This is a genomic window from Pseudomonas spartinae (genome assembly GCF_965197125.1).
Classification (GTDB): Bacteria; Pseudomonadota; Gammaproteobacteria; order Pseudomonadales; family Pseudomonadaceae; genus Aquipseudomonas; species Aquipseudomonas composti_A.
On sequence record NZ_CBDAMB010000001.1, the window covers coordinates 152,571 to 177,722 of the forward strand.

29 protein-coding genes and 3 tRNA genes are annotated in these 25,152 nt (G+C 61.0%); 22 read left to right on the plus strand and 10 right to left on the minus strand.

The window, feature by feature from the left end; genetic code table 11:
* Positions 1-6: 6 nt before the first annotated feature.
* From ACN8M7_RS00715 to hemA, 6 genes are all read right to left on the minus strand, one after another.
* Positions 7-522, minus strand: coding sequence for an acyloxyacyl hydrolase (locus ACN8M7_RS00715; protein ID WP_490259446.1), 516 nt, complete (start codon positions 520-522; stop codon positions 7-9).
* Between the two features lie 90 nt (positions 523-612).
* A complete protein-coding gene (gene murI, locus ACN8M7_RS00720) occupies positions 613-1,404 on the minus strand; it encodes a glutamate racemase (protein ID WP_490259447.1) in 792 nt (263 codons plus the stop codon).
* Complete coding sequence (locus ACN8M7_RS00725) at positions 1,394-2,146, minus strand: molybdopterin-synthase adenylyltransferase MoeB (RefSeq protein ID WP_490259814.1); 753 nt, start codon at positions 2,144-2,146, stop codon at positions 1,394-1,396. The genes murI and ACN8M7_RS00725 overlap by 11 nt, the downstream gene beginning before the upstream one ends.
* A gap of 4 nt (positions 2,147-2,150) precedes the next feature.
* A complete protein-coding gene (gene prmC, locus ACN8M7_RS00730) occupies positions 2,151-2,984 on the minus strand; it encodes a peptide chain release factor N(5)-glutamine methyltransferase (protein ID WP_490259448.1) in 834 nt (277 codons plus the stop codon).
* A 149-nt stretch (positions 2,985-3,133) separates the two neighbouring features.
* The gene (gene prfA, locus ACN8M7_RS00735) at positions 3,134-4,216 is read right to left on the minus strand and encodes a peptide chain release factor 1 (RefSeq protein WP_490259449.1); all 1,083 of its coding nucleotides are present in this window, start codon (positions 4,214-4,216) and stop codon (positions 3,134-3,136) included.
* Complete coding sequence (hemA, locus tag ACN8M7_RS00740; protein WP_061242099.1) at positions 4,213-5,493, minus strand: glutamyl-tRNA reductase; 1,281 nt, start codon at positions 5,491-5,493, stop codon at positions 4,213-4,215. The genes prfA and hemA overlap by 4 nt, the downstream gene beginning before the upstream one ends.
* Positions 5,494-5,702: 209 nt before the next feature.
* On the opposite strand from hemA, the gene ACN8M7_RS00745 reads away from it, so the two are divergent.
* The 12 genes from ACN8M7_RS00745 to ACN8M7_RS00800 all read left to right on the plus strand — a co-directional run bounded on the left by ACN8M7_RS00745 (position 5,703) and on the right by ACN8M7_RS00800 (position 15,015).
* A complete protein-coding gene (locus ACN8M7_RS00745; RefSeq protein WP_061242101.1) occupies positions 5,703-7,430 on the plus strand; it encodes a tetratricopeptide repeat protein in 1,728 nt (575 codons plus the stop codon).
* Positions 7,427-8,044, plus strand: a complete 618-nt coding sequence (gene lolB, locus ACN8M7_RS00750; RefSeq protein WP_490259450.1) for a lipoprotein insertase outer membrane protein LolB — start codon at positions 7,427-7,429, stop codon at positions 8,042-8,044. The genes ACN8M7_RS00745 and lolB overlap by 4 nt, the downstream gene beginning before the upstream one ends.
* 222 nt (positions 8,045-8,266) lie before the next feature.
* Complete coding sequence (gene ispE, locus ACN8M7_RS00755) at positions 8,267-9,136, plus strand: 4-(cytidine 5'-diphospho)-2-C-methyl-D-erythritol kinase (RefSeq protein ID WP_490259451.1); 870 nt, start codon at positions 8,267-8,269, stop codon at positions 9,134-9,136.
* Positions 9,137-9,162: 26 nt separating this feature from the next.
* A tRNA-Gln gene (locus ACN8M7_RS00760) sits at positions 9,163-9,237 on the plus strand.
* 56 nt (positions 9,238-9,293) lie between these two features.
* A tRNA-Gln gene (locus ACN8M7_RS00765) sits at positions 9,294-9,368 on the plus strand.
* 46 nt (positions 9,369-9,414) lie between these two features.
* Positions 9,415-10,356, plus strand: a complete 942-nt coding sequence (locus ACN8M7_RS00770) for a ribose-phosphate pyrophosphokinase (protein ID WP_003244667.1) — start codon at positions 9,415-9,417, stop codon at positions 10,354-10,356.
* Positions 10,357-10,461: 105 nt separating this feature from the next.
* A complete protein-coding gene (locus tag ACN8M7_RS00775; RefSeq protein WP_490259452.1) occupies positions 10,462-11,076 on the plus strand; it encodes a 50S ribosomal protein L25/general stress protein Ctc in 615 nt (204 codons plus the stop codon).
* A 60-nt stretch (positions 11,077-11,136) separates the two neighbouring features.
* Positions 11,137-11,727: an aminoacyl-tRNA hydrolase gene (gene pth, locus ACN8M7_RS00780; RefSeq protein ID WP_490259453.1), complete on the plus strand. Its 591-nt coding sequence runs from the start codon at positions 11,137-11,139 to the stop codon at positions 11,725-11,727.
* Positions 11,728-11,752: 25 nt separating this feature from the next.
* A complete protein-coding gene (gene ychF / locus ACN8M7_RS00785; protein WP_490259454.1) occupies positions 11,753-12,853 on the plus strand; it encodes a redox-regulated ATPase YchF in 1,101 nt (366 codons plus the stop codon).
* A 280-nt stretch (positions 12,854-13,133) separates the two neighbouring features.
* Positions 13,134-13,562: a glutaredoxin domain-containing protein gene (locus ACN8M7_RS00790; RefSeq protein ID WP_490259455.1), complete on the plus strand. Its 429-nt coding sequence runs from the start codon at positions 13,134-13,136 to the stop codon at positions 13,560-13,562.
* 57 nt (positions 13,563-13,619) lie between these two features.
* Complete coding sequence (locus ACN8M7_RS00795; protein WP_490259456.1) at positions 13,620-14,411, plus strand: DUF1413 domain-containing protein; 792 nt, start codon at positions 13,620-13,622, stop codon at positions 14,409-14,411.
* A 73-nt stretch (positions 14,412-14,484) separates the two neighbouring features.
* The gene (locus ACN8M7_RS00800; RefSeq protein WP_490259457.1) at positions 14,485-15,015 is read left to right on the plus strand and encodes a hypothetical protein; all 531 of its coding nucleotides are present in this window, start codon (positions 14,485-14,487) and stop codon (positions 15,013-15,015) included.
* A gap of 25 nt (positions 15,016-15,040) precedes the next feature.
* Here the strand turns inward: ACN8M7_RS00800 and ACN8M7_RS00805 are convergent, their stop codons facing one another.
* Positions 15,041-15,604: a hypothetical protein gene (locus tag ACN8M7_RS00805; RefSeq protein WP_490259458.1), complete on the minus strand. Its 564-nt coding sequence runs from the start codon at positions 15,602-15,604 to the stop codon at positions 15,041-15,043.
* Between the two features lie 479 nt (positions 15,605-16,083).
* Between ACN8M7_RS00805 and ACN8M7_RS00810 the strand changes: the two genes are divergently transcribed.
* The 7 genes from ACN8M7_RS00810 to ACN8M7_RS00840 all read left to right on the plus strand — a co-directional run bounded on the left by ACN8M7_RS00810 (position 16,084) and on the right by ACN8M7_RS00840 (position 20,543).
* Positions 16,084-16,365, plus strand: coding sequence for a MerR family transcriptional regulator (locus ACN8M7_RS00810; RefSeq protein ID WP_059390567.1), 282 nt, complete (start codon positions 16,084-16,086; stop codon positions 16,363-16,365).
* Entirely contained in the window at positions 16,358-16,606 is a 249-nt protein-coding gene (locus ACN8M7_RS00815; RefSeq protein WP_490259459.1) for a hypothetical protein, read from the plus strand. Before ACN8M7_RS00810 ends, ACN8M7_RS00815 begins: the two co-directional genes overlap by 8 nt.
* Positions 16,599-16,997 carry a hypothetical protein gene (locus tag ACN8M7_RS00820; protein WP_490259460.1) on the plus strand — a complete coding sequence of 133 codons (399 nt, stop codon included), beginning with the start codon at positions 16,599-16,601 and terminating at the stop codon, positions 16,995-16,997. Before ACN8M7_RS00815 ends, ACN8M7_RS00820 begins: the two co-directional genes overlap by 8 nt.
* A gap of 472 nt (positions 16,998-17,469) precedes the next feature.
* Entirely contained in the window at positions 17,470-18,753 is a 1,284-nt protein-coding gene (locus ACN8M7_RS00825; protein WP_490259461.1) for a hypothetical protein, read from the plus strand.
* Positions 18,750-19,730, plus strand: coding sequence for a phage integrase (locus ACN8M7_RS00830; RefSeq protein WP_490259462.1), 981 nt, complete (start codon positions 18,750-18,752; stop codon positions 19,728-19,730). Before ACN8M7_RS00825 ends, ACN8M7_RS00830 begins: the two co-directional genes overlap by 4 nt.
* A gap of 46 nt (positions 19,731-19,776) precedes the next feature.
* Positions 19,777-19,947: a YhfG family protein gene (locus tag ACN8M7_RS00835; RefSeq protein ID WP_406668482.1), complete on the plus strand. Its 171-nt coding sequence runs from the start codon at positions 19,777-19,779 to the stop codon at positions 19,945-19,947.
* A complete protein-coding gene (locus ACN8M7_RS00840; protein ID WP_490259463.1) occupies positions 19,947-20,543 on the plus strand; it encodes a putative adenosine monophosphate-protein transferase Fic in 597 nt (198 codons plus the stop codon). The genes ACN8M7_RS00835 and ACN8M7_RS00840 overlap by 1 nt, the downstream gene beginning before the upstream one ends.
* Positions 20,544-20,622: 79 nt before the next feature.
* On the opposite strand, the gene ACN8M7_RS00845 is transcribed toward ACN8M7_RS00840, so the two are convergent.
* Positions 20,623-20,699 (minus strand) — tRNA-Met (locus tag ACN8M7_RS00845).
* A 223-nt stretch (positions 20,700-20,922) separates the two neighbouring features.
* Between ACN8M7_RS00845 and ACN8M7_RS00850 the strand changes: the two genes are divergently transcribed.
* The 3 genes from ACN8M7_RS00850 (at position 20,923) to ACN8M7_RS00860 (ending at position 21,887) form a co-directional block, all read left to right on the plus strand.
* Complete coding sequence (locus tag ACN8M7_RS00850) at positions 20,923-21,150, plus strand: hypothetical protein (RefSeq protein WP_490259464.1); 228 nt, start codon at positions 20,923-20,925, stop codon at positions 21,148-21,150.
* Between the two features lie 100 nt (positions 21,151-21,250).
* The gene (locus ACN8M7_RS00855) at positions 21,251-21,415 is read left to right on the plus strand and encodes a hypothetical protein (RefSeq protein WP_490259465.1); all 165 of its coding nucleotides are present in this window, start codon (positions 21,251-21,253) and stop codon (positions 21,413-21,415) included.
* Between the two features lie 25 nt (positions 21,416-21,440).
* Complete coding sequence (locus ACN8M7_RS00860) at positions 21,441-21,887, plus strand: hypothetical protein (RefSeq protein ID WP_490259466.1); 447 nt, start codon at positions 21,441-21,443, stop codon at positions 21,885-21,887.
* Positions 21,888-21,966: 79 nt separating this feature from the next.
* Here the strand turns inward: ACN8M7_RS00860 and ACN8M7_RS00865 are convergent, their stop codons facing one another.
* Both ACN8M7_RS00865 and ACN8M7_RS00870 read right to left on the minus strand, forming a co-directional pair.
* Positions 21,967-22,881: a DMT family transporter gene (locus ACN8M7_RS00865; RefSeq protein ID WP_490259467.1), complete on the minus strand. Its 915-nt coding sequence runs from the start codon at positions 22,879-22,881 to the stop codon at positions 21,967-21,969.
* Positions 22,882-23,124: 243 nt separating this feature from the next.
* Entirely contained in the window at positions 23,125-25,041 is a 1,917-nt protein-coding gene (locus tag ACN8M7_RS00870; RefSeq protein WP_490259468.1) for a bifunctional metallophosphatase/5'-nucleotidase, read from the minus strand.
* Positions 25,042-25,152 lie beyond the last annotated feature (111 nt).

The window sequence follows — 25,152 nt, forward strand, 5'->3', positions numbered from 1 at the left end:
CTTCATTTAAAAGCTCATGCGGTAATGCACGGTGTAGGCCTCTGCGCCATCGTTCGGCTGCTTGATGCCGGCGTTGGAGTAGTGGACGGCACGCAGGCCGATCTCCTGACCCGCGAAGCGCAGGCCTACGCCGAGGCGATCTTCGAACTGGAAAGATGAGCCCAGTTCGTTGCTCTCCAGCTCGGTGCTGGAGAAAGCCGCGACACCGATACCGGCTTCGATGTAAGGGCGCACGTTCTGCCCGGCGAACTCGTAAACGAATACCGGCGCGAAGGAAACGCTGTGATTGCTCGCCGTTTTGTCGCCATCCCAGTAGGTGTAGCCCAGGTCCCAGTAGCCGGTCAGACGACCATAGCTGCTCTCGAGCCAGCTGTGGTTCCAGTCCCACTGCGCCCCCAGACGGTAAACCATGGTGGAGTCGCCACTCTGACCAATAGCTGCGGTTACATCCGCAGCCTGTGCAGCCCCCATGGTTCCAAACGCAAGGGCAGCTGCTGCAGCGAAGGCGCATAGCTTCTTCATGAGTCATTCCTTTAATAGCGAGAGGGTTATCAAGCTCGTTACAAAATATAGAAACACCCGCTATCTGGGAAAGAGCAATCCGAAAAAAATTCAATATAAAGAAAGAACTTCGGCCTCTTCATTCAACAAAATCGGCAATACTCGACGAAGTTGCGCCACCTCCCCACTGCTCCAGTAGCGCGTCGGCTGTGCCGTCTCAGTGGCCAGCAGGTCGTGCTGTGCGAGCAGGCGCTGCAACTGACGCGCCACGGCCGCGCCGGTGTCGATGAGGGTCACCGAAGCGGGCACCAACTGCCCCAGCAATGGACGCAGAAAGGGATAGTGGGTGCAACCGAGAATCAGCGTGTCACAACCCTCGGCCAACAGTGGCGTGACGTAACCCTGCAGCAGCTCACGCGTCGCCGCCGCCTGCAGCTCGCCGGCCTCGATGCACTCCACCAGCCCCGGACAGGGCTGGGTGATCACCCGCACATCATTGGCGAAGCGATCGAGCAGCGCGGCGAACCTGGCGCTCTTGAGCGTGCCGGTGGTCGCCAGCACGCCAACCACGCCACTGCGGGTCGCCGCGGCTGCCGGTTTGACCGCAGGCTCCATGCCGACGATGGGCAGGCTCGGGTAAAGCTCGCGCAACTCGGCAGCGGCTGCTGCGGTCGCGGTATTGCAGGCCAGCACCAATGCCTTGGCGCCCTGCGCCAGCAGGTGCTCGGTGATCAGCACGCAGCGCTCGCGAATGTATTCCGGGGTTTTCTCGCCGTAGGGCACGTGGCCGCTGTCCGCCACGTAGAGCAGTGTCTCGCTCGGTAGCAGCTGGCGAATCTCGCGCAGTACCGACAGACCACCGACGCCCGAGTCGAAAACGCCAACCGGCGCGTTACTGGGCATCGCCACAAACACCGCAGGCCGGGTCGCGCTTGACCCGCAACTCGCGAAAACGCGTGCCCAGTGCGTCGATCAACAGCAGGCGCCCCACCAGCGGCTCGCCGAATCCCGCCAGCAGCTTGAGCGCCTCCAGCGCCTGCAGGCTGCCCACCAGCCCCACCAGCGGGCCGACCACGCCGGCCTCGCTGCAGGTCAGCTCGGCCTCGCTGCCATGGCCATAGAGGCAGTGGTAGCAGGGGCTGGCCGCATTGCGCGGATCGAATACCGAGAGCTGCCCTTCCAGACGGATCGCCGCACCGGAAACCAGCGGTTTGCCCGCCGCAACGCAAGCCGCGTTGACCGCTTCACGGGTGGAGAAATTGTCCGAGCAGTCCAGCACCAGGTCGACGCCAGCGACAGCGGCAGCCAGCGAATCGGCGTCCAGCGCCTGGCGGTGTGGCACCAACCTGACCTGCGGGTTGATCGCCGCCAGACGCGCCATGGCCGAATCCACCTTGGCCTGGCCGATGCTGGCGGTGTCGTGAGCGATCTGCCGCTGCAGGTTGGTCAGATCCACCGTATCGAAGTCGGCCAGGTGCAACTCGCCGACACCGGCCGCCGCCAGGTACAGCGCCACGGGCGAACCCAGTCCGCCCACGCCGACGATCAGCACGCGGCCCTGTTTCAGGCGCAGCTGCCCTTCTACATCGATCTGTTTCAACAGGATCTGCCGGCTGTAACGCAGCAGTTCATCATCGCTCAGCATCTGATCACTCACGGTCGAAACGTCCCAAACTGATGCGCTCGTGGCCGCCCAGGTCACGCCGGCTCGCGACCTCGGCGAAACCGCCGTCGCGTAGCAAGCTGCGCACATCCTCGGCCTGGTCAAAGCCATGCTCCAGCAACAACCAGCCGCCGGCCAGCAGATGCTGCGGCGCGGCCCGGATGATCGCACGAATATCGTCCAGCCCGTCGCGGCCGGCGACCAGGGCGCTGCTCGGCTCGAAACGCACATCCCCCTGATCGAGGTGCTGGTCGTCGGCGCGAATATAAGGCGGATTGCTCAGGATCAGGCCATAGCGCTGCCCGGCCAGGGCGGAAAACCAGTGGCTGTGCACGAAGCGCGCGTTGTCCAGCTTCAGGCGCTGGCGATTGCGCTCGGCCAGGGCCACCGCCTCCTCGACACGGTCCACACCCGTCACCTGCCAGGCCGGACGCTCGCAGGCCAGGGCCAGGGCAATGGCGCCAGTCCCGGTGCCCAGATCCAGCGCGGCAAGCGGCGTAGCCGGCAGCAAGTCAAGCGCGGCTTCCACCAGCAGCTCGGTGTCCGGACGCGGGATCAGGGTATGCGGCGCCACCTCAAGATCCAGGCTCCAGAAGCCCTGATGGCCGAGGATATAGGCCACCGGCTCGCCTTGGCGGCGGCGTTGCAGATTCGTCTGGAACAGGGCCAGTTGCTCGCCATCGAGCTCGCGCTCCGGCCAGGTACGCAGGTAGCTGCGCGGCTTGCCCAGCGCAGCGGCCAGCAGCAGCTCCGCATCCAATCGCGGCGTGGGCGAGTCGGGCAGGTCAGCGCTGTTGAGCAGGGTTTCGATGGTGGCCATGGTGTTCTCGTAGCCCGGATGCAATCCGGGAAATCGGTCCCCGGATTGCATCCGGGCTACGGTTCTTGAGCGGCGTAGGGTGGATCATGCTGCATCGCTCCACCAACGGGAGGGTGGATGAAAAAAGCGTCATCCCCCCGACAGCGCTGTTAGTCCCCCAGCGCCGCCAACTGATCGGCCTGGTACTCGGCCAGCAGCGGTTCGATCACCGCTTCCACGCCGCCAGCGATCACTTCGTTGAGCGAATACAGAGTCAGGTTGATGCGGTGATCGGTCACCCGGCCTTGCGGGAAGTTGTAGGTGCGGATGCGCTCGGAGCGGTCGCCGGAGCCCACCAGCAGCTTGCGCGTCTCGGAAATTTCCTTGTGCGCGGCTGCCTCCTGCTGGTCCTGCAGCTTGGCCGCCAGCCAGGCCATGGCCTTGGCGCGGTTCTTGTGCTGCGAGCGTTCTTCCTGGCACTCCACTACCGTGCCGGTAGGAATGTGGGTGATGCGGATCGCCGAGTCGGTGGTGTTGACGTGCTGACCACCGGCGCCGGAGCTGCGGTAGGTGTCCACACGCAGGTCGGCCGGGTTGATCTCGATGGCTGCCTGCTCGTCCGGCTCCGGCAACACCGCCACGGTGCAGGCCGAGGTGTGAATGCGCCCCTGGGATTCGGTTTCCGGCACGCGCTGCACACGATGCGCGCCAGACTCGAACTTGAGCTTGGCGAAGACGTTGTCGCCTTCGACGCGGGCGATCACTTCCTTGAAGCCGCCGTGTTCGCCCTCATTGGCCGACAGCACCTCGACGCGCCAGCCCTGCTTCTCGGCATAACGCGAATACATGCGGAACAGGTCGCCTGAGAAAATCGCCGCCTCATCGCCGCCGGTGCCGGCACGAATCTCCAGGTAGACGTTGCGCCCGTCGTTGGGGTCCTTGGGCAGCAGCATGCGTTGCAGCCTGTCCTCCAGACCGACCAGCGCTTCCTTGGCCTGGTCCACCTCCATCTCGGCCATCTCGCGCATATCCGGGTCGCTGTCCTTGAGCAGCGCCTGGGCACCTTCGAGGTCGCTCTGCACCTTGCGCAGCTCGCGGAAGGTGGCGATCACCGGTTCGATCTCGGCGTACTCCTTGGAGTAGGCGCGGAACTGCGTCTGCTTGGAAATCACCTCGGCATCGCCGAGCAGCGCCGTCAATTCCTCGAAGCGGTCGCTGAGGTTGTCCAGCTTGTTCAACAGTGAAGCTTTCATTGCAGACCTTTGTCCTGCGGCGCGCTCTCGTCGAGGGCGAACAATTCCTGGGCCAGGCTGAGCGCGTCGACGCGCCCCTCGGCAGTGAGTTTCTTCATGCGCACACTGGGTGCATGCAGCAGCTTGTTGGTCAGGCCCCGCGCCAGTTGCGCCAGTACGTCATCCGGGTTGCTGCCATTGGCCAGCATGCGCTGCGCCTTGGCCAGTTCCTCGTCACGCAGGCGCTCGGCCTGCTGACGGTAGGCCTTGAGCACATCGACCGCTGCCAGTTCGCGCAGGCGCTGCATGAAGCCATCGGTGCCGGCGGCCACCAGCTCTTCGGCGGCCTGCGCCGCGCCCTGGCGGCTCTTGAGGTTTTCCTCGATGACCTCATGCAGGTCATCGACGGTATAGAGGTAAACGTCATCCAGCTCGCCCACCTGCGGCTCGATATCGCGCGGCACGGCGATGTCGACCATGAAGATCGGCTTGTGCTTGCGCTTTTTCAGCGCACTTTCCACCGCGCCCTTGCCGAGAATCGGCAGCTGGCTGGCGGTGGAGCTGATGACGATGTCGCTGTGCACCAACTCATCGGGAATGTCCGAGAGCAGCACGGCATGCGCGCCGAACTGCTCGGCCAACTGGCTGGCGCGCTCCAGCGTTCGGTTGGCGACGACGATGCGCTTGATGCCCTGGTCATGCAGATGGCGCGCCACCAGGCTGATGGTTTCGCCGGCGCCGATCAGCAGCGCCTGACTGCGGTGCAGGTCAGCGAAGATCTGCTTGGCCAGGCTCACCGCGGCGAAGGCCACGGACACCGGGTTCTCGCCGATGGCGGTATCGGTGCGCACGGTCTTGGCGGTGCTGAAGGTGGCCTGGAACAGACGCCCGAGCAGCGGCCCCACGGTGCCGGCCTCACGCGCCACGGCATAGGCGGACTTGAGCTGACCGAGAATCTGCGGCTCGCCGAGGACCATCGAGTCCAGCCCACAGGCCACCCGCATCATGTGGCGCACCGCGTCGTCATCACTGTGCACGTAGGCACAGGCGCGCAGTTCGTCGATGCTCAGGCGATGGTAGTTGGCCAGCCACTGCAGCACTTCATCGCTGCTCAGCTGATCCTGCTCCAAGTACAGCTCGCTGCGGTTGCAGGTAGAGAGGATCGCCGCCTCACGGCTGGGCGTCAGCCGACACAGCTGCTGCAGGGCCTCGACCAGTTGCTCCGGAGTGAAAGCAACGCGCTCGCGCACCTCTACCGAGGCGGTCTTGTGGTTGATACCGAGGGCGATAAAGGCCATGCAGGGTCGCTGAGGGGCAATACGAGAGCCGGCAATTGTCCTACTTCGCCCCGGAGAGAACAACTCCCGCGACCTATTGTCCCAATAGACAGTTCGCCGCATCGTCCTGGCCAGTGGGCTTGCTCAAAGGCTTGTGTCATGATGCCGCGAACGTCGCAGGGCACGAGCCAGCACGGCCCTCGCCCCGGAATAACGCACGACAAGGCACTATGAACAGACCCCTCGCGTTAGTTACCGCAATTGCTCTTCTCAGCGGCTGCCAAACCTTCGCCCCCAGCGAGCCGGATGGCACGCCACCGGTGCAGGAAGCCGACCAGACCACTCAGCTGCAACCGAGCGAATACGGCTCGTTCAGCCAGGAAACCCTGTTCGCCCTGCTCACCGCCGAGCTGGCCGGACAGCGCAACCGCTTCGACATCGCCCTCGGCAACTACGTGCAGCAGGCGCAGGCCACTGGCGATGCCGGCGTCGCCGAGCGTGCCTTCCGCATTGCCGAATACCTCGGCGCCGAGCAAGCGGCACTGGAAAGCGCGCTGATCTGGGCGACCAACGCGCCGAGCAACATCGACGCGCAACGTGCCGCCGCCGTGCAGCTGGCCCGCGCCGGCCGCTACGACGAATCCATGACCTACATGGAGCAGGTGCTGCAGCGCCAGGGCGATACGCACTTCGACTTCCTCGCCCTCTCCGCTGCGGAAACCGACCCGGACACCCGCGCCGGCCTGCTGCAAGGCTTCGACCGCCTGCTCAGCAAGAACCCGGACAACAGCCAACTGCTGTTCGGCAAGGCCATCCTCCTGCAACAGGACGGCCGCGCCGAAGAAGCCCTGGAGCTGCTCGAAGACAGCCCGGCCAGTGCCGACCAGGTTTCTCCGATCCTGCTGCGCGCGCGCCTGCTGCAAAGCCTCGGCCGTGGCGACGAGGCCCTGCCGCTGCTGCAGAAGGGCATCCGCAAGAACCCCGACGACAAGCGCCTGCGCCTGACCTACGCACGCCTGCTGGTCGAGCAGGATCGCCTCGACGACGCCAAGGGCGAGTTCTCCAAGCTGGTGCAGGAAAACCCCAACGACGACGACCTGCGCTTCTCCCTGGCGCTGGTCTGCCTGGAAGCCGAAGCCTGGGAAGAAGCCATCGTCTACCTGGAAGAGCTGGTCGAACGCCGCAGCCATGTCGATGCCGCGCACTACAACCTGGGCCGCGCTTACGAAGAGCTGAACGATAACGACAGCGCCCTGCTGGAATACAACCTGGTCGGCCCGAGCAACGACTACCTGCCGGCCCAGCAACGCCAGGCCGAGCTGCTGTTCGCCCAGCAGCGCAACGACGAAGCCAGCGCACGCCTGGCCCAGGCTCGCGATGCACAGCCCGACTACGCCATCCAGCTGTATCTGATCGAAGCCGAAGGCCTGAGCAACAACCGTCAGATCGACTCCGCCTGGAAAGTGATCAACGACGGCCTGGAGCAGTATCCCAACGACCTGAACCTGCTCTACACCCGCGCCATGCTGGCGGAAAAGCGCGATGACCTGGCGCAGCTGGAAACCGACCTGCGCTACATCATCGAGCGCGAGCCGGAACACGCCATGGCCCTCAACGCCCTTGGCTACACCCTGGCCGACCGCACCACGCGCTACGCAGAAGCACGCGACCTGATCGCCAAGGCGCACCAGCTCAACCCGGACGACCCGGCGATTCTCGACAGCCTCGGCTGGGTCAACTACCGCCTGGGCAACCTCGACGAGGCCGAGCGCCTGCTGCGCCAGGCCCTGGAGAAATTCCCCGACCACGAAGTCGCCGCCCACCTCGGCGAAGTGCTCTGGGCCCAGGGCAAGCAGCGTGAAGCCCGCAGCGTCTGGCGCGATGCCCTGAACGCAACGCCCGACAGCACCATCCTGCGCGACACCCTGTTGCGCCTGACCGGTTCCGAGACTCTTTGATGCTTCGTCAGCTCCTCGTATTCAGCCTCATCGCCCTGCTGACCGGTTGCGCCGGCCTGACCTCGCACGAAGCGCTGGAAGGCCAGGGTGATCCGGCCACATGGAAAGCCCACAAAGAGCAGATCGCCAAGCTCGACGGCTGGCAGATCAACGGCAAGATCGGCATCCGCGCCCCGCGTGACTCCGGCAGTGCCACGCTGTTCTGGCTGCAGCGCCAGGATTACTACGACATTCGCCTGTCCGGCCCGCTCGGTGGCGGTGCCGCACGCCTGACCGGTCGCCCGGGTGACATCCTGCTGGAAGTGGCCAACCGTGGCCGCTACCGCGCCGAATCGCCGGAAGCCCTGCTACGCGAGCAACTGCGCCTGGACCTGCCGGTCTCCAACCTGCTCTGGTGGATTCGCGGCCTACCTGCTCCGCAAAGCCGTAGCCGCATCACCCTCGACGGCAAGAGCCACCTGGCGCAGCTGGAACAGGACGGCTGGAAGGTCGAATACCAGCGCTATACCGAACAGAACGGCTACACCCTGCCGGAGCGCATGAAGCTCTACGGCCAGGACCTGGAAGTGACCCTGGTGATCAAGGACTGGCAGCCGCGTCAGTTGGGGCAGTAGGCGACCACATTCCCTGTGGGAGGGGCTTCAGCCGCGAACGCATCGGCAACCTCCCCGCTGGCCCGGCGTTTCAACCGAACATTTCGCGGCTAAAGCCGCTCCTACAGGGAGGGCTGCATTTTTTGTAGGAGCGGCTTCAGCCGCGAGGCTCCTCTGCCACCTGCCGATGCATTTCCCGCATACAATCGCCACATGCCTCACAACGACGCCCCTGCCCCGACCATGACCGCCATTCCCGCACACGCCGAACTGATCCTGCCCGCCCCTGCCAAGCTCAACCTGATGCTGCATATCCTCGGCCGCCGCGCCGACGGCTATCACGAACTGCAGACCCTGTTTCAGTTTCTCGAACATGGCGACGAGCTCGGCTTCAGCGTGCGCCAGGATGGCGAAATCCATCTGCACACGCCCATCGAAGGCGTGCCGCATGACAGCAACCTGATCGTGCGTGCAGCCAAAAGGCTGCAGGAAGCTTCAGGCACCGCACTGGGCGCCGATATCTGGCTGGACAAGCGCCTGCCGATGGGCGGCGGCATCGGTGGTGGCAGCTCGGATGCCGCCACCACCCTGGTTGGCCTCGACCACCTGTGGCACACCCAACTGGGCGAAGATCGCCTGGCCGAACTGGGCCTGGCGCTGGGCGCCGACGTGCCGGTATTCGTGCGCGGCCGCGCTGCTTTTGCCGAGGGCGTTGGCGAGCATCTGACCCCGGTGCAACTGGACGAACCCTGGTTCCTCGTCGCCGTGCCGCAAGTCTTTGTAAGCACAGCAGAAGTTTTCGGCTCGCCCGAGTTGACACGGGATACGCCGCCCATTAAAGTTCGCAGCCTTCTTGCGGGGGGTGGTCGAAACGACTGCCAGCCGGTTGTAGAGAAGCGTTACCCAGAAGTTCGTAACGCTTTGATCTTGCTGAACAAATTTGTTCCAGCTAGATTGACCGGCACTGGAGCTTGCGTATTTGGGAGCTTCCCAAATCAGGACGATGCTGATAAAGTCGCCCGCCAACTTCCAGGCACTCTGCCGAGCTTTGTCGCTCAAGGTCGCAACATCTCGATGCTGCACCGCAAGCTCCAAGCACTGGCCAAGAAGTGAATGCTCAGCATTCGGTTATACGATACAGGGGCGTCGCCAAGCGGTAAGGCACCAGGTTTTGATCCTGGCATGCGTTGGTTCGAATCCAGCCGCCCCTGCCATAACCTCTTCTGGGAGGCATCGGCAACCGATTCAAAAAGCGTTCGACACAGAATATAGGGGCGTCGCCAAGCGGTAAGGCACCAGGTTTTGATCCTGGCATGCGTTGGTTCGAATCCAGCCGCCCCTGCCATTTTCCATACCCATCCAGGTATACCCTCAGCCGGCAGGTACTGCGCGTGTCCAAGATGATGGTCTTCACGGGGAACGCAAACCCCGATCTGGCGCGACGGATCGTTCGTCAGCTGCACATTCCCCTCGGCGATGCTTCGGTCGGTAAGTTCTCCGACGGCGAAGTCATGATCGAAATCAACGAGAACGTTCGCGGTAAGGACGTCTTCCTGATTCAGCCGACCTGTGCGCCCACCAACGACAACCTGATGGAACTGGTAGTGATGGCTGACGCCTTCCGCCGTTCCTCGGCCACCCGCATCACTGCGGTCATCCCCTACTTCGGTTACGCCCGCCAGGATCGCCGTCCGCGTTCCGCACGCGTGGCGATCAGCGCCAAAGTGGTTGCCGACATGCTCACCGTGGTCGGTATCGACCGCGTGCTGACCGTCGACCTGCACGCTGACCAGATCCAGGGCTTCTTCGACATTCCGGTGGACAACATCTACGGTTCCCCGGTCCTGGTCGACGACATCGAAGACCAGCGCTTCGACAACCTGATGATCGTCTCCCCCGATATCGGTGGCGTCGTTCGTGCCCGCGCCGTGGCCAAGAGCCTGGGCGTCGACCTGGCGATCATCGACAAGCGTCGTGAGAAGGCCAACCAGTCCGAAGTGATGCACATCATCGGTGACGTAGAAGGCCGTACCTGCATCCTGGTCGACGACATGGTCGACACCGCCGGTACCCTCTGCCACGCCGCCAAAGCGCTGAAAGAGCGCGGTGCCGCCAAGGTCTACGCCTACTGCACCCACCCGGTGCTGTCCGGCCGCGCCATCGAGAACATCGAGAATTCCGTCCTGGACGAGCTGGTGGTGACCAACACCATCCCGCTGTCCGCTGCGGCACAGTCCTGCTCGCGCATTCGCCAGCTCGACATTGCCCCGGTCGTCGCCGAAGCGGTTCGCCGCATCAGCAACGAAGAATCGATCAGCGCGATGTTCCGCTAAGGAACCCGCTGACGTTAAGCGCCCCGCCTTGTGCGGGGCTTTTTGCCCTACCGCCCGAGGCTGGTCGCAAGCCGTACGGCGGTTTGGTTATTTTGGAGAAGTGAAATGACTGTTGAATTTGCCCTGAATGCCGAAGTGCGTTCCGACCTGGGGAAAGGTGCGAGCCGCCGCCTGCGTCGTAACGTGTCCATGGTGCCTGCCGTAATCTACGGCGGCGAAAAAGCCCCGCAATCCATCAGCCTGCTGGCCAAAGACCTGGCCAAGCTGCTGGAAAACGAAGCTGCCTTCAGCCACGTTCTGAGCCTGGACGTTGCCGGTACCAAAGAAAGCGTCCTGATCAAAGCCCTGCAGCGCCACCCGGCCAAAGGCTTCGTACTGCACGCTGACTTCGTTCGCGTCGTTGCCGGCCAGAAACTGAGCGCCCACGTACCGCTGCACTTCATCAACGAAGCCAGCGCTGTTGGCGTCAAGCAAGGCGGCGGCGAAGTCCTGCACGCCCTGAACGAAGTCGAAGTTTCCTGCCTGCCGAAAGACCTGCCGGAATTCATCGAAGTCGACATGGCCAAGGTCGCTGTTGACCAGACCGTTCACCTGTCCGACATCAAACTGCCGAAAGGCGTCGAGCTGGTTGCTCTGGCCCACGGCAGTGACCTGCCGGTAGCCAGCATCCACCTGCCGCGCGTTCGTGAAGAAGCTGCCGGCGAAGGCACTGCCGAGTAATCGTCAGTAGCTGGCCCGGCATGCGATCACGCCGGGCCATGTTCTCGAAAGGGCTCCTGTATGACTGCCGTACAACTGATCGTTGGCCTGGGTAACCCTGGCCCCGAATACGACCAGACCCGGCACAATGCAGGGGCCCTTTTCGTTGAGCGCGTGGCCGCCAGTCAGCGCGTCAACCTCAGCGTAGATCGCAAGTATTTCGGCCTGGTGGGCAAGTTCAACCACCAGGGGCGCGAAGTTCGTCTGCTCATCCCCACCACCTACATGAACCGCAGCGGCCAGTCCGTGGCGGCATTGGCCAATTTCTTCAAGATCAAACCCGAAGAGATCCTGGTGGCCCACGACGAACTCGACATGCCACCCGGCGTCGCCAAGCTCAAACAGGGCGGCGGCCACGGCGGCCACAACGGCCTGCGCGACATCATCGCCCAGCTCGGCAACCAGAATAACTTCCATCGCCTGCGGCTCGGCATTGGCCACCCGGGGCACGCCAGCCTGGTATCCGGCTACGTGCTCGGGCGCGCCCCACGCGGCGAACAGGAACTGCTCGACAAGAGCATCGACTTCGCCTTGGACGTCCTGCCGGAAATACTCGCCGGCGACTGGACCGTGGCCATGCGCAACCTGCATAGCCAGAAGGCCACCAAGTAACCACCTTTCCCCCGAGGGACACACCATGGGATTCAACTGCGGCATCGTCGGCCTGCCCAACGTCGGCAAGTCCACCCTGTTCAACGCCCTCACCAAGTCCGGCATCGCCGCAGAGAACTTCCCCTTCTGCACCATCGAGCCGAACAGCGGCATCGTGCCCATGCCCGACCCGCGCCTGGATGCCCTGGCCGAGATCGTCAAACCCGAGCGGGTGATCCCCACCACCATGGAATTCGTCGACATCGCCGGCCTGGTAGCCGGTGCGTCGAAAGGTGAAGGCCTGGGCAACAAGTTCCTCGCCAACATCCGCGAGACCGACGCCATCGCCCACGTCGTGCGCTGCTTCGAAGACGAGAACGTCATTCACGTCGCCAACAGCGTCGACCCCAAGCGTGACATCGAGATCATCGACCTCGAACTGATCATGGCCGACCTCGACAGCAGCGAAAAGCAACTGCAGCGCGTTGCCCGCACCGCCAAGGGTGGCGACAAGGAATCAGTGGCGCAGAAGGCCCTGCTGGAAAAGCTCATCCCCCACCTCACCGAAGGCAAGCCGGCACGCAGCCTGCTCAAAGACCTGGGTGACGAAGAGAAGCGCCTGGCCAAGACCTTCCACCTGCTCACCACCAAACCGGTGATGTACATCGCCAACGTCGCCGAAGACGGCTTCGAGAACAACCCGCACCTCGACGTGGTCAACGCCATCGCCGAAGCGGAAGGCGCCATCGTCGTGCCGGTGTGCAACAAGATCGAGGCCGAAATCGCCGAACTGGACGATCTCGAAGAAATGCAGATGTTCCTCGAAACCATGGGCATGGAAGAGCCTGGCCTGAACCGCGTAATCCGCGCCGGTTACTCGCTGCTCAACCTGCAGACCTACTTCACCGCTGGCGTGAAGGAAGTGCGTGCCTGGACCGTCAAAGTCGGCGCCACCGCCCCGCAATCGGCTGCCGCGATCCACACCGACTTCGAAAAAGGCTTCATCCGCGCCGAAGTCATCGCCTACAACGACTTCATCCAGTACAAGGGCGAAGCCGGTGCCAAGGAAGCCGGCAAATGGCGCCTGGAAGGCAAGGACTACATCGTCAAAGACGGCGACGTGATGCACTTCCGCTTTAACGTTTGATCGTTAACGGCGCATAGACAGAACCCCGCGAAAGCGGGGTTTTGTTGTTTTTGGGGTGAGGGAGTTGTTGGGTTGGGCTAGCGAGAGTTGGGGATTATGAAAAAGCGCCACCTCCTTCGGTAGAAGCTGGACGCCTGTAAAAACGGGGCTTTCGCCCGTGCCGGCTATTGGCTAGTATCCATTGCATGGTGTTTTGAGGCAGAAAGGGGACACCTCTTTTGCCTGAACCGTGGCGCTCCTGGATCAGCCAGCACGCCCTCCCCTGCATGGAAGCTGCCGCATGACCCGATTCCTCCTTGCCCTGATCGCCATCCTGCCGCTGATCTGCTCTGCGGAAATCTACAAGTGGACGGATGAGAACGGGCGCGTCCACTTCGGCGACAAGCCAAAAGACAAGGACCAAGCTGAGCAGCTCTCGATCAAGATCAATTCCTACGAAAGCGTCAGCTACGAATCCTTCACGCCCACTCAGGGCGCGACATCGAAGCGCGTCATCATGTATTCCGCCGCCTGGTGCGGCTACTGCAAGCAGGCCCGCCAGTACTTCCGGAGCAACGGCATCAGTTTCGTCGAATACGACGTCGAGAAGAACCAGAACGCCCGCAAAGCCTATGACGCAATTGGCGGCAATGGCGTGCCCGTCATATTGGTCGGAAACAAGCGCTTGAACGGATTCACCGTTGCGGACTTCCAGAGCATCTATCCCTGATATGGCTCTGGTAGAAAATAAATCTGTCCCTTTTTTCTAATTGAGCTCAGCAAATAAATGCAAGACATCCTAACATCAATAAAAGCCTATCTATACGACCGCGCTGTAAGCCCATTAACTGGAGCTTTTTTTTCCGCTTGGGTGTTGTGGAATTACCGTTTTTTTCTAATTTTATTCTCCTCCACCCCACCCAGCCCAGAAGAAAAATTCTTATTAATTGACCATCATTTTAAAAATATAAACTTAAAAATCAGCAACTACGAAATATTCATCAACGGCACTTTTTTTAACGGAGCACTCATTCCCGCCCTCCTTGCCATTTCATACATCTATATATATCCATTCCTTGCCAAACCTGTCTATGAGCACAGCTTAAAGAAGCAAAAGGAGCTAATGAGCATTAAACAGGAGCAAGAAAACCAAAGACTATTGAGTGTAGAGGAATCTAGAGAGCTATATCGCCGCCTAGCTCAAATGCAATCAAAGCATCAAGAAGAGGTTGATCACTTTAACAATCAAATATCAAGCCTCAGCCTACAACTCGAAAATACTTACAAAACCTCATCAGCTGAAATCTCTCAAGATTATAATGAAATTATTGAAGAAGAAGAGCCTCCAGAAGGCCTTGAGCAATATGACAAATACATCGAACAACTGCTAGACCTGCGTAGAACAGGAACCTTTAGACTGAATCAGCTTTTCGGACAAGAGGAGTGGCTCAAAATACCGCCTACAACTAGAAAAATATTGGGCAAACGCTTTCGCGCACAAGTTGAGCGAGGGGATTATGTTGATGTGACCCTGCGAGGAAAAGACGCCGGCAACATGCAACAGTACTACAAAGAATAAGGCCTCATACCAAAAAATACGCCCCCCTAGACTCCTATCTCTATAATCCCTAACAAGAAGGACTAACACCAGCATGAAGCAAGATTTCTCCGAAAAACATGGTGACTTATTCAGAAAACATTTTGAAAAAAATCTAGACGACGAATCTGCACTTCTTAAAGCGCACCTTTTAATTGAGGAAATGTTAAGAGATTTTTGTTTAGAGGTAGTTCCTAACCCTCTATTCTTAAGAGAGGCTCGCCTCACGTTCAAACAGACCATGCTACTTACAAGGTCGCTGTTAGGCCCCCTCGTTCAGGGCCTACCCTTTGACTGGGTCTGGAATTCACTAAACCAGATAAACAAACTTAGAAACATGCTTGCCCACGAATTAGAGCCAAGCCATAGCAAAGCAGAAGAAATAAAAGAAACAATAATCAAAATAAACAATGAGAATCGTAGTAAACATTTACAAGAAGAGCCAACCTTTAAAGGCTCATTAAGTTTTCTATGCGGCGCCCTTCATGCAATGCTTTACATTTCGGCATATGCCCAACAAGAGAAACCTGAGGAATCTAGCCATATAGAAGAGCCATCTCCCTCAAGGGATACGACAAAGGTATAGAAACGAAATAAAAACAGACCACCGACTAAGAATCACACTCTTCAATGCAATTCATCGGCACAATATTTCCTTCTACACTAAAAGCTGCCACATACTCACATTCCATCTTAGCCCCAAGGCCATGGATGTACTGAACATCACTACTTCGATAGATGATGTGCCCTAACTTCTTGGGAGCATCATCCCTTCGCAGCAATAGGAACACGCCTTGTTCATCTTTGAACGAGCGGACGTGTTCTGGCTCAAGTCCTAGATGCCCACAGGCCTGCCTGAAGCCAAGCGCTCTGTCTTTATTGTTGAAGTGGATTACGTCGAGATAGATTTCATCAGCAGCATCGAGCGTGCTGATCTTTGTTGCCGTCAAAGGCGGGAAGCCTGGAAGTTGCTCAAGGCTCGATGGCTCTTTGAGCCGGTACTCGGTGCTGTAGGTGCCGATGAATACCGGCACGTCGTCCACCAGATCGCCGTCCGGCACCAGCACTTTGTAGATGTGGGGGAACGTTACGTTGGTCTTCGGGCACGTGTAGCGGTCATCGGAGTTTGATCGGCGCAGGTGCTCGAAGCTCGCCATGTCGATGATGTTTCCCATGTCCTTCTCCCTGGAGTCACGTTGTTCGGCTGAACCATCGCCGGGCCACTTCCGCTGTTACCTGCTGCCCGCTTCTTGTCCTGCCAATTTTAGGTCTGCTTCGACGTAATCCGGGCTGGTCTGCCCTGCCTCTGGCGCAATGTTCCCCGAAACGAGCCACAGTGCGTACTCAGGGGTAATACCCAGGATGGCTTCTATGTCGTCCCCATTGACCCGGCGCTTGCCACCTCTGAGGGCATACCACTTCTCGCGGTCGATGCCTGTCAGCTCCTCGAGCCGCTTAGCAGTCAATCCCTTCGAGTCCCAAATGGCTATAAGCCGCTCTCTGATCATTCAAAAATCGCCTATTAAATTGGTAAATAGTGCTACTAACTATCTGCCAGCACCGATATATTCGCATCATGTGATTGGTACTATTTACCAATCACTAATCACCCATTAACCACAGTTTATGAGCATTTCATAGGCAGGGATAGGCAATGACTACTCAGCACCTGAACGAACCACCTTTCGATGTCAGCTTCGATGTAGACGGCAAACGCGTCATCTACCTCGACTGCCGTAACGCCCTCACCTGCAGCAAGGAAACCTTCGCTGCCATGAACGGTGTTTCCACCGACACCGTGATCGCCTGGATGCAGAGCGGCACCATCCCCAGCGTGAAGATGGGCCGCCCTCGCCTTGTCCACCTCGCCCAAATCCGCGCCGATCTGGCCAAGGGCAAAACCATCTTCGCGCAGGGGGATTACGTCGATGAATAAGGCCAACCCGGAGCACGGCAACGTCGTCCCGCTGGGCGCCGCCATGGGCGACGTCTGCAGCATCGTGACCTTCGCCACCGCCAGTGGCATTCCTGCTGATGAAGTGGCCGAGCTGGTGGACAACGGAACCCTACCCAGCCTGACGTTTGCCGACTTTCGCATGGTCAACGTGGGCAAGCTCCGCGCCGATCTGCTGAGCGGTAAGGAAGACTTCAAAGAGGGGGACTACAGCCATGCCTAAGCGCGGAATCACCCTGGATGCAACCACGGCTGTCGGCTATATCGGCCAGACCGTGCTCATGGAACTGATGTGGGAAGGTGACACCGAGTCCTTCTGGCAGTGCATGCATATCGTGGGTGTGGTTCTGCCGGTCGAAGGCGTGCAAGAGCAGGCCTACTTCCTGGGCATGGGGATCGCCTCCAACAAGCGACATGCCAACGAAATCTACTTTGAAGACATCTGCAATATCAGGGCGATGCGGTACCGCGACCGGCATGGTTCCGGCAACGTACTGGGCCGCATGACCCTGACCCATTCCACCGATGTCGCCGGGTCAGGGGCCGCGCTCCCGGCTCGTCGGGACAGCTTCACCGTCCCGGCGAACGGAAGCACGGGCGCAGCGCACCCTTGACCCCGCACCATGAATATCAGCCTGACAACGGGAGTGTGGGGTAGCTTCACCACCCCGCGCTCCCGAGCCCTCGGCGGCAAGAGTGGGATGACAAGGGCAAAGCCCTTGGTGTTGATCTTCCAGCCCCGCCAGCAGCCCCGCCAGCAGCCCCAACGCCGCACTACCGCAAAGCCAGACGCTGGGCGCGCCCGCCTGCACTTCCTCCCGCCTACACCCGACACCCTGCCGGCCTTCCTGGCGCTGATCCTGTTCCTGATCCTCTCGGCCATGGGCAATTCCTGGGTGGCCGGGAAAAGCCCACAAGAGCCAACGCCGTATGCCTGGACAGTGACAGATGAAGGATGCGGGCCGGCGGTGGGGTTGCGTGCGAGGCACGAGCGCGGGTGCGCGCCGCCGGCCCGCTGACGTCCCTGTAACACGTCAGATAACAAGCAGTTGAACGAGTGACAAACCTTCAATAACAGGAAATCAAATGGACGCCGTTAAAGACTTCTTCCGCGTTGATAACCAAACCGGCCTTGAGTCCCCTCATGGTCGCTTGTTCCTGGACATCGGCAAGACCGGCTTTGTCGATCTGTCTGCCGTTCGCCTGCTCCGCTGTGGCGTCGATACCGTCCGCCAGCTCTACAAGGGCCTTCTGCGCCCTGACATCCTGGGCCTGTTCGACAAGCCGGGCGCCATTGTCGATTTTGCCGGTGAGCGCTGGCACTCGGGCCGGGTTAGCCGTGACTCGGGCTACCAGTACAAGCTGCAGAACGCTGACCTGGGCTTTGTGCTGCTGGTAAAGAACTTCAACGCCAAAGTCGAGAACATCGGCCCACACCTGAAAATCGAGGTGTCACCCCATGCCATCGACAACCTGTCGCCCGAGCGCCTGCAGGCCCGCCTGGATCACTACGCCTCCCAGGTGCTGACGAACATCGAGGTCAATCAATGCGCGGTGCATCTTGCCCTCGATCTGCAGGGCTGGACGCCTCCCGCCGATCTGGTCAGCAACATGCATTGCCGTGCCCGCTCGCACCGGGATGTATCCGGCATCAACGAACTGCACTGGGCCACGAAATCCAGCGTGTATGGCCGCGGTGAAACCTCGATGTTTGGCTCGGCCAACGGCCTGCAGCTCTGCATCTACAACAAGACCGAACAAGCCAGGGCCACCGACAAGCTCGACTACTGGGAAAGTGTCTGGCGTCGCCGTGACAGCTTCGACGAAACCGACCCGGATAACTACGACCCCACCCAGGATGTATGGCGCGTTGAGCTGCGTTACCACCATTCCATCGTCCAGCAGTTCGCCAGCGGTTCGGTAGACCTGCAGAGCGGGCAAGCGATCGACACCCGTACCTTTGCGGCCTTCGCGGGCCATCTGGACGGCCTTTGGCGCTACGGCCTGAACCAGTTCAAATACCTTGCCCGTCGAGGCTACTACGCCCCGATCTGGACGCTGATCCGTGACGACGTGCGCGTCGATCTGCCGGTCGATTCCCTGCTCGATGACACCGACTACAGGCGCTACTACAAGACCTCGCGGGGCTTCTCCGGCAAGAACGTGGAACTCTTCCTGGGAAACTTCGTAAGCCTGCTGGCACGGGAGCGAGTGGGCGCTAGAAAAGCTTTTTACACCCTCAAGGAATGGGACTGCTGGCCGGTGATCCGCGATCACTACGCATCCAAGGGTCTCGATGAAGACCGCCTCTACAAACACCTCAAAGCCTTGCTAGAGGAACGCAGCGTTCGTTGGGGGCGTGCCGTTTGATCACCAAGGGACCAAAGGGCTGGGACGTCGATTTCTGGCTCGATAAATCTGCCGGTATCCGCAAGCGCAAACGGGGGTTTCGCACCAAGAGCGAGGCCGAACGCTGGGTATCTGACACCCGCCGCCAATACAGCCAACGTGGCCGTGATCCGGGCGAACGCCTGTCCGATCTGGTCGATACGTGGCAAGAGCTGCACGGCTCCACGCTCAAAGACCCTTACCGCTACAGTCGGACGATGGCCATAGCGCATGCCCTGGGCAACCCTATTGCCGCCACCTTCACCGCCCTGGACTTTGGCCGCTACCGTACCCAGCGCCTCAAAGACTGCACCCCGGCCACCGTGAACCATGAACACCGCTACCTGAAAGCCGTGTTCAATGAGCTGATCCGCCTGGGCGTCTGGCATGAGACAAACCCGCTGGCCATGCTTCGTCAGCTCAAGGTGGATGAAACCGAGCGAGCGTTTCTCACCCTGGATGAATGCCGGCTTGTCCTGCAGGAATGCGCCGCTTCGACCAACAGCCATACGCTGCCTGTCGCCCAAATCTGCCTGGCTACCGGTGCTCGATGGGATGAAGCTGAAAGCCTGCCCCGGCCCCAGGTTGCCAATGGCCAAGTGCGCTTCGTGCGTACCAAGAATGGCAAAAGTCGTTCGGTGCCGATCCCGGCCGAGCTGGAGAAGCTCATTCTGTCGCGTGGCTACCCTGGAAACGGCAAGCTATTCAGCTCCTGCAGGTCAGCCTTCCGCAAGGCCTATGAACGCACCGGACTGCATACGCCAGGGCAGATGACCCATATACTGCGCCACACCTTCGCCAGTCACTACATGATGCAAGGCGGGAACATCGTCACCCTGCAGCGCATCCTGGGCCACGGCGACATCAAGATGACCATGCGCTATTCACACCTCGCGCCCGATCACTTCGCCACTGCCCTGACGCATTCGCCGCTGGCGTTGCTGCAAGACGCTACCTAGGGGCATCCGCTATAATGAGCGACGTCATGCAAGAGAGGTAGCCACCATGCCAAGCCCATCCCTGCAGGCCAAGAAGGCTTATTGCGCCAAGGCACGTCAGTCCAACTATGCCGCCAGCCTGCGCCTGGAAGGTTTTCAGGTCACTGCCGCCGATGCTGAGCGCAAGCTCCCAACCCGTGAGGCCGCACTGAGCGAGTTACGTTCCCGGCAGGCCTGATGCGCGACAAATACGGCACAGGCCAGGACCCTCACTGTTATCCAGGCTCAACAGTTCTCGTTAACCGTCTCGGCCTGACCAATGACGGAGCGCTCGATGAAGCAGAGCGCACCCTCTCCGCGATCGCAGCCAGCAAGATCGATTTCGACCTACCTCCGTACGACCTTCCCTATCTCCAACAGATTCACCGACAGCTCTTCGCGGACGTCTACGACTGGGCCGGAGAGTTACGTACCGTCGATATATCCAAGGGCAGCACGCACTTCTGCAACCTCGCTCGCATTGAGGTCGAATCAGCCAAGTTGTTCAAGCGGCTAGCCGATGCGGACTGGTTTGAGGGCCTGTCTCGCGCTGAACTGGTTACAGCAGCAGCCGAACTCTATGGCGATCTGAACATGATCCACCCTTTCCGCGAAGGTAACGGACGGGCACAGCGAATCCTGTTCGAGCACATCGTCATCAACGCGGGTTATGAGATCAGTTGGTGGGCAGTCGAAGAAGGGGAATGGATTCAGGCGAACATAGACGCAGTGATCTGCGACTACCGGGTAATGACTGAGATCTTCGAACGCTGTGTCGGCAAGCCTATCGCCTAGGCAGGGACAAGAAAGGGACAGTAAGGGGACACCGGCCCAAATAAAAAGGGGCTAGCTTGCGCTAACCCCTTGAAATTTATGGTGGCTACACCGGGACTTGAACCTGGGACATCAGCATTATGAATGCTGCGCTCTAACCGACTGAGCTATGTAGCCAACGGCGCGCATTGTCCGCGCCTCGCCTACCGCTGTCAACCCCAGTTCATCGATAAATTTACGTTTTATCAAGCGGTTAGGCCTCCCTGGTGGCGATGCGCTGAATCGCTCGTTTCTGAGCCTGCGGCTTACCTCGCAACGGCTCGAACGGTGCTTGCGGGGCTGTCGGGCGATGCCGGAAAATCCGCCTCCAGCAGGCTGCAGCGCCGCCGTGCGCTGGCCCATGAACCAGGAGAACACCTTGAGAGCGAGAGACGACTTCGACGATCTGCGGGCCGAGCGTGACATGCCGACGCACTACCGCAACGAACCCAACCGCTTCGCCGGGCTGTGGAAGCAGATCGCGATTGGCATCGTCGTCGGCTACAGCGTGCTGGGTATCATCAGCGCAATTGCCTGGATGATCATTGCACGTTTCATGCTGGGCGATCTTGCCATCACACTGCCATAACCTCACACGCATCAGCCATGTCGGCATTGGGGAGGTTGGCACTTGCCATCCCCTGCCCGCCTCTTCATCCTGCCCCATTGTTTACCAAACGAGCCCTGTCATGACGCCCATCCAGAATATCGGCCTGGCGCTATTCGTCGTGCTTTCCATCGGTTTTGCCATCAGCCACAAGACCGAGTGCAGAGATGGCCGTGTGGTGGAGACCTATCTCGCCAAAGGGCTGGCCTCGCAGTTGCTGGGGCATGATCTTTGCCAGCAACCCTGAACACCCTTCATTAAGGAATGATGTGATGAAAAAGTTCGCCTTGCTTGTCAGCTTTGGCCTTCTCGGTGCCTGTGCCAACCTGGGCTCGCAGCCACCGGTGCCGGTTACCTCGCCAGTGGTGCAGGCCTTTCGTGATATCTGCCTGCAAACGGCGCCGAGTTTTGCCGAAGCGCATCGCATCGCGCGTCAGCACGGCATCACCGAGTTGACCGATATGGGCTTTGCCACCATCGGCTTCAATGCGGACAAGAGCCTGAGCATTCAGGTGAAGGCCAGCCATGAATGCGTGGTGACCAGCGAGCCGCAGCAGGATGACAGCCTGACTCGGCAGTTGCTCAGCGCGGCGGCGATCAATGCCGGCACCACGGTGCCGCGCAAGGTGCCGGTGAAGATGATGATCGCCGGGCAGCCGTTCATCCTGATGCATGATCGCGAAGGCGGTGAAGCCTTCGTGATGCTCAAGCCGGAGTAAGGGATCGCCGTAGGGCGGATGACGCTCTTTTCATCCGCCGGGGACGGTGGATCGATGACGCGTGATCCACCCTGCGCGGCTAGGCGCTTTTGCCTGGCCGCGTGGCCAGCAGCAGGCCGCCGAAGATCATCGCGGCGCCCAGCCAGTGATAGACCTGCAGACTCTCGTTCAACAGCACCCAGCCCAACAGCGCGGTGAATACCGGCATCACGTAGTTGGTCAGCGCCGCCTTGGCCGCACCGATCACGCGGATGCCGTGGTTCCAGGCCAGGTAGGCCAGCAGCGAGGCGAATACCGCGGTGTAGGCGACGGCCGAGAGGTTGGCGACGTTGAGCGCCAGATGCGCGCCCTGGCTCAACTCATATAGATAGAAGGGCAGGATCAGCGGCACGCCGAGCAGGATGAACACGCCCAGCAGCGCCAGCGGCGGAATCGGTTGCAGGTACGCCGCCCAGCGCCGCAGCAGCAGCGAATACAACGCCCAGTCGACCACCGCCAGCAACATGATCAGGTCGCCCTGGTTGAACGACAGGCTGGTGATGCGGCTCCACTGGCCGTGACTGATCAGCACAGCCAAACCCGCCACGGCCACCAGCATGCCCCACCAGGCGCGGCGCGCCGGCCATTCGTTGAGCAGCAGCCCGGCGCCGATGAAGGTCACCAGCGGCAAGCAGGTGTTGACCAGCGAAATGTTGATCGCCGCGGTGGTCTGCGCTGCGCTATAGAGCAGCGAGTTGTAGCCGGCGATCCCCAGGCCGCCGAGCACCAGCAAACGCCAGCCCGCATGGTAGAGGGCTGCGCGATGACGCCACAGCGGCAGCGCGACGAAGGGCAACAACAGCGCCAACGCCAGGCACCAGCGCCAGAACGACAGGGTGAACGGAGCGATCTCACCGGCGAAGGCGCGCGCCACCAGGGCGTTGCCGGACCAGCAGAGGTTGGCCAGCAGCAGGCCGAACAGCGCCAGCGGGCGCGAGTGATTGAGTGCGTTCATAGGGGCAGCGCCGCACCCGTGGCGCAGCATTCATCCGAGCGGGGGTTGGACGGTTGAGCACGGTCACCGAGCAGGCAGTGCTGAGCGATCATTGCGTAGCTTCCGAATCAGTCGGCTTTGCACCATACGGAGGCAGGCAATGCTTGGCAAGGTTGCGGGCGTGGATGATCGTGGGGCGCCGGCCCAGCTCAGTACACGGCGCAACCGCCATGCAGCAGGACCGGCGCACGGCGCCGCTGCGCGCTAACGCCTGCGCCGCAGCCGGCGACTGAGCAGCCAGAGAATCAGCAGCACGCAGGCGAAGATCACCCCACTGACGCCCCACTGCAGCGGCCCGGCCAGACGGAACAGCTCGGCCGGATGCAGGCTGGGCGCGCGGATCATGCGCTCTTCGGCCGCCACGCCGGTGGTGGGAATGTCGGCCAGGCCATCGCCGTCGAGATCCGGCAGGCTACGAATGTGGTCGAGCAGCGCCTGCCACTCCTTGAGTTCCTGCACGCCTGCCCTGGCCGGGTCCTGGTCGACGATGGCGTCTTCGATACGCGGCAGCGGGCGGCCCTCGGCGTCCTTGGGGATTACGTCGAGCAGACCCTGGGTCAACTCCGGCACCAGCCAGGTGAAGCTGCCGACATAGCTGGTGGCGCCGATGCTGTAGAGGCGCGTGTCGTCGAGGTCCAGATCGCGATAGCCGTTGACCGCATCACCAATCTCGATACGGCTGACGCGGTCGAACGGCACGCGCCAGGGGTTGTAGGTGAAACGCACGCCGGCAACCCGCGGGTAGTAGCTCTGGCTGTCGCGCAGTTGATAGGCGAGCAGCAGCACCTCCAGCAGCGATTTGATTTCGCGCGCGCTGACGTAGGCCTTGATCATCGGATAACCGGGCTCGTCGTCGAATTCACCGATGCCCAGCGGGGCGATGCGGAACAGGTCGGAGACGTCCTGCACGCCATTGCGGCCCTTGAGCAGGTCGTCGCGAATGGTGCCGTTGCCGGTGAAGGCCAGGTCGGCATCCACCGCATGACGCAGCGCATCGGTCACCAGGTTGGCCAGGGTCTGATCGGTGAAATCGCGGCCCAGGCTCTGCTCGACCTTGGCCAGCGGCTGGTCGAAACGGTAGCCCTTGGGCGTGAGCATGCGCTCGCTGACCACCTGTTTGAAACCTTCCACCCTGGTGGTGATGACAGCGTCGCCAACGATACTGTCGTTGACCGGATGCAGGCGGTAGTCACGCACGCGCGGCACGCCGTCGTCGCCGAGGATCATGCGCAGTTCGCCGAGGTACTGGATTTCCGAACCGGCCTGTACCACCGGGGTGTGTCCGCCCACCAGCACCGGCTGCGGCAGGGCCACATGCGAGTGACCGCCGACGACGATGTCGATGCCCGGTACCTGCTCGACCAGCTCCACGTCCTCGCCGCGCCAGCTGCCATCGGCCTGCTGGGTGACGCCCATGTGCGACAGCAGGATGACCACTTCGGCGCCCTCCTCGCGCAGCTTGGCCACGGTTTCCCTGGCGGTGGCGACCGGGTCGGCGAAGGTCAGCGGCTTGATCATCGGGCTGACTGCCATGGCGTCGTTGCCGAGCAGCCCGAACAGGCCGAAACGGATGCCACCGCGCTCGATCAGCTTGTACGGCAGGATGCGCCCGGCCTCGACGTGCGCCTGAAGACTGTCGTCGGCCTTGCTGGCCGGATCGAAGCGCATGTTGCTCGACAGCAACGGCACCAGAGCGTCGCCCTTGGCCTTGTGTGCGGCGCTGATCATCGCTGCCAGGCCTGCCGGACGAAAATCGAACTCGTGGTTGCCGATCACCGCGGCGTCATAGCCCAGCTCGCTCATCAGGCGCAGTTCGCTGCCCATCTCGCGAGCGATGGTGTGAAACAGCGTGCCCATGGTGAAGTCGCCGCCATCGAGCAGCAGCACAGGTTCTTCACCAGCTGCGGCGCGGCGCGCCTTCAATAACGTGGCCAGGCGTGCGACCCCGCCGACGGTGTCGTCATCGTTCGCCGTTCCCGGGGTGTATTCGTTGTTGGGGCCGAAACCGAGCAGGCGCGACTGCCAGTCGTTGCTGTGCAGGATGGTGAAACTGCGCTCGGCGGCAACCAGCGGCGTGGCGGCCAGCAGGCCGGCGAGCAGGAGTGAGGGGAACAGGCGCATGGACGGTCCTTGACGATGACTGCGCACAGTATGGAGCAGGCCATGACGCCCGACAGCGACCAATCGAGACGCCGTTTGTCGCTAATCGAGTCAGGCATTGATTGCTCCAGA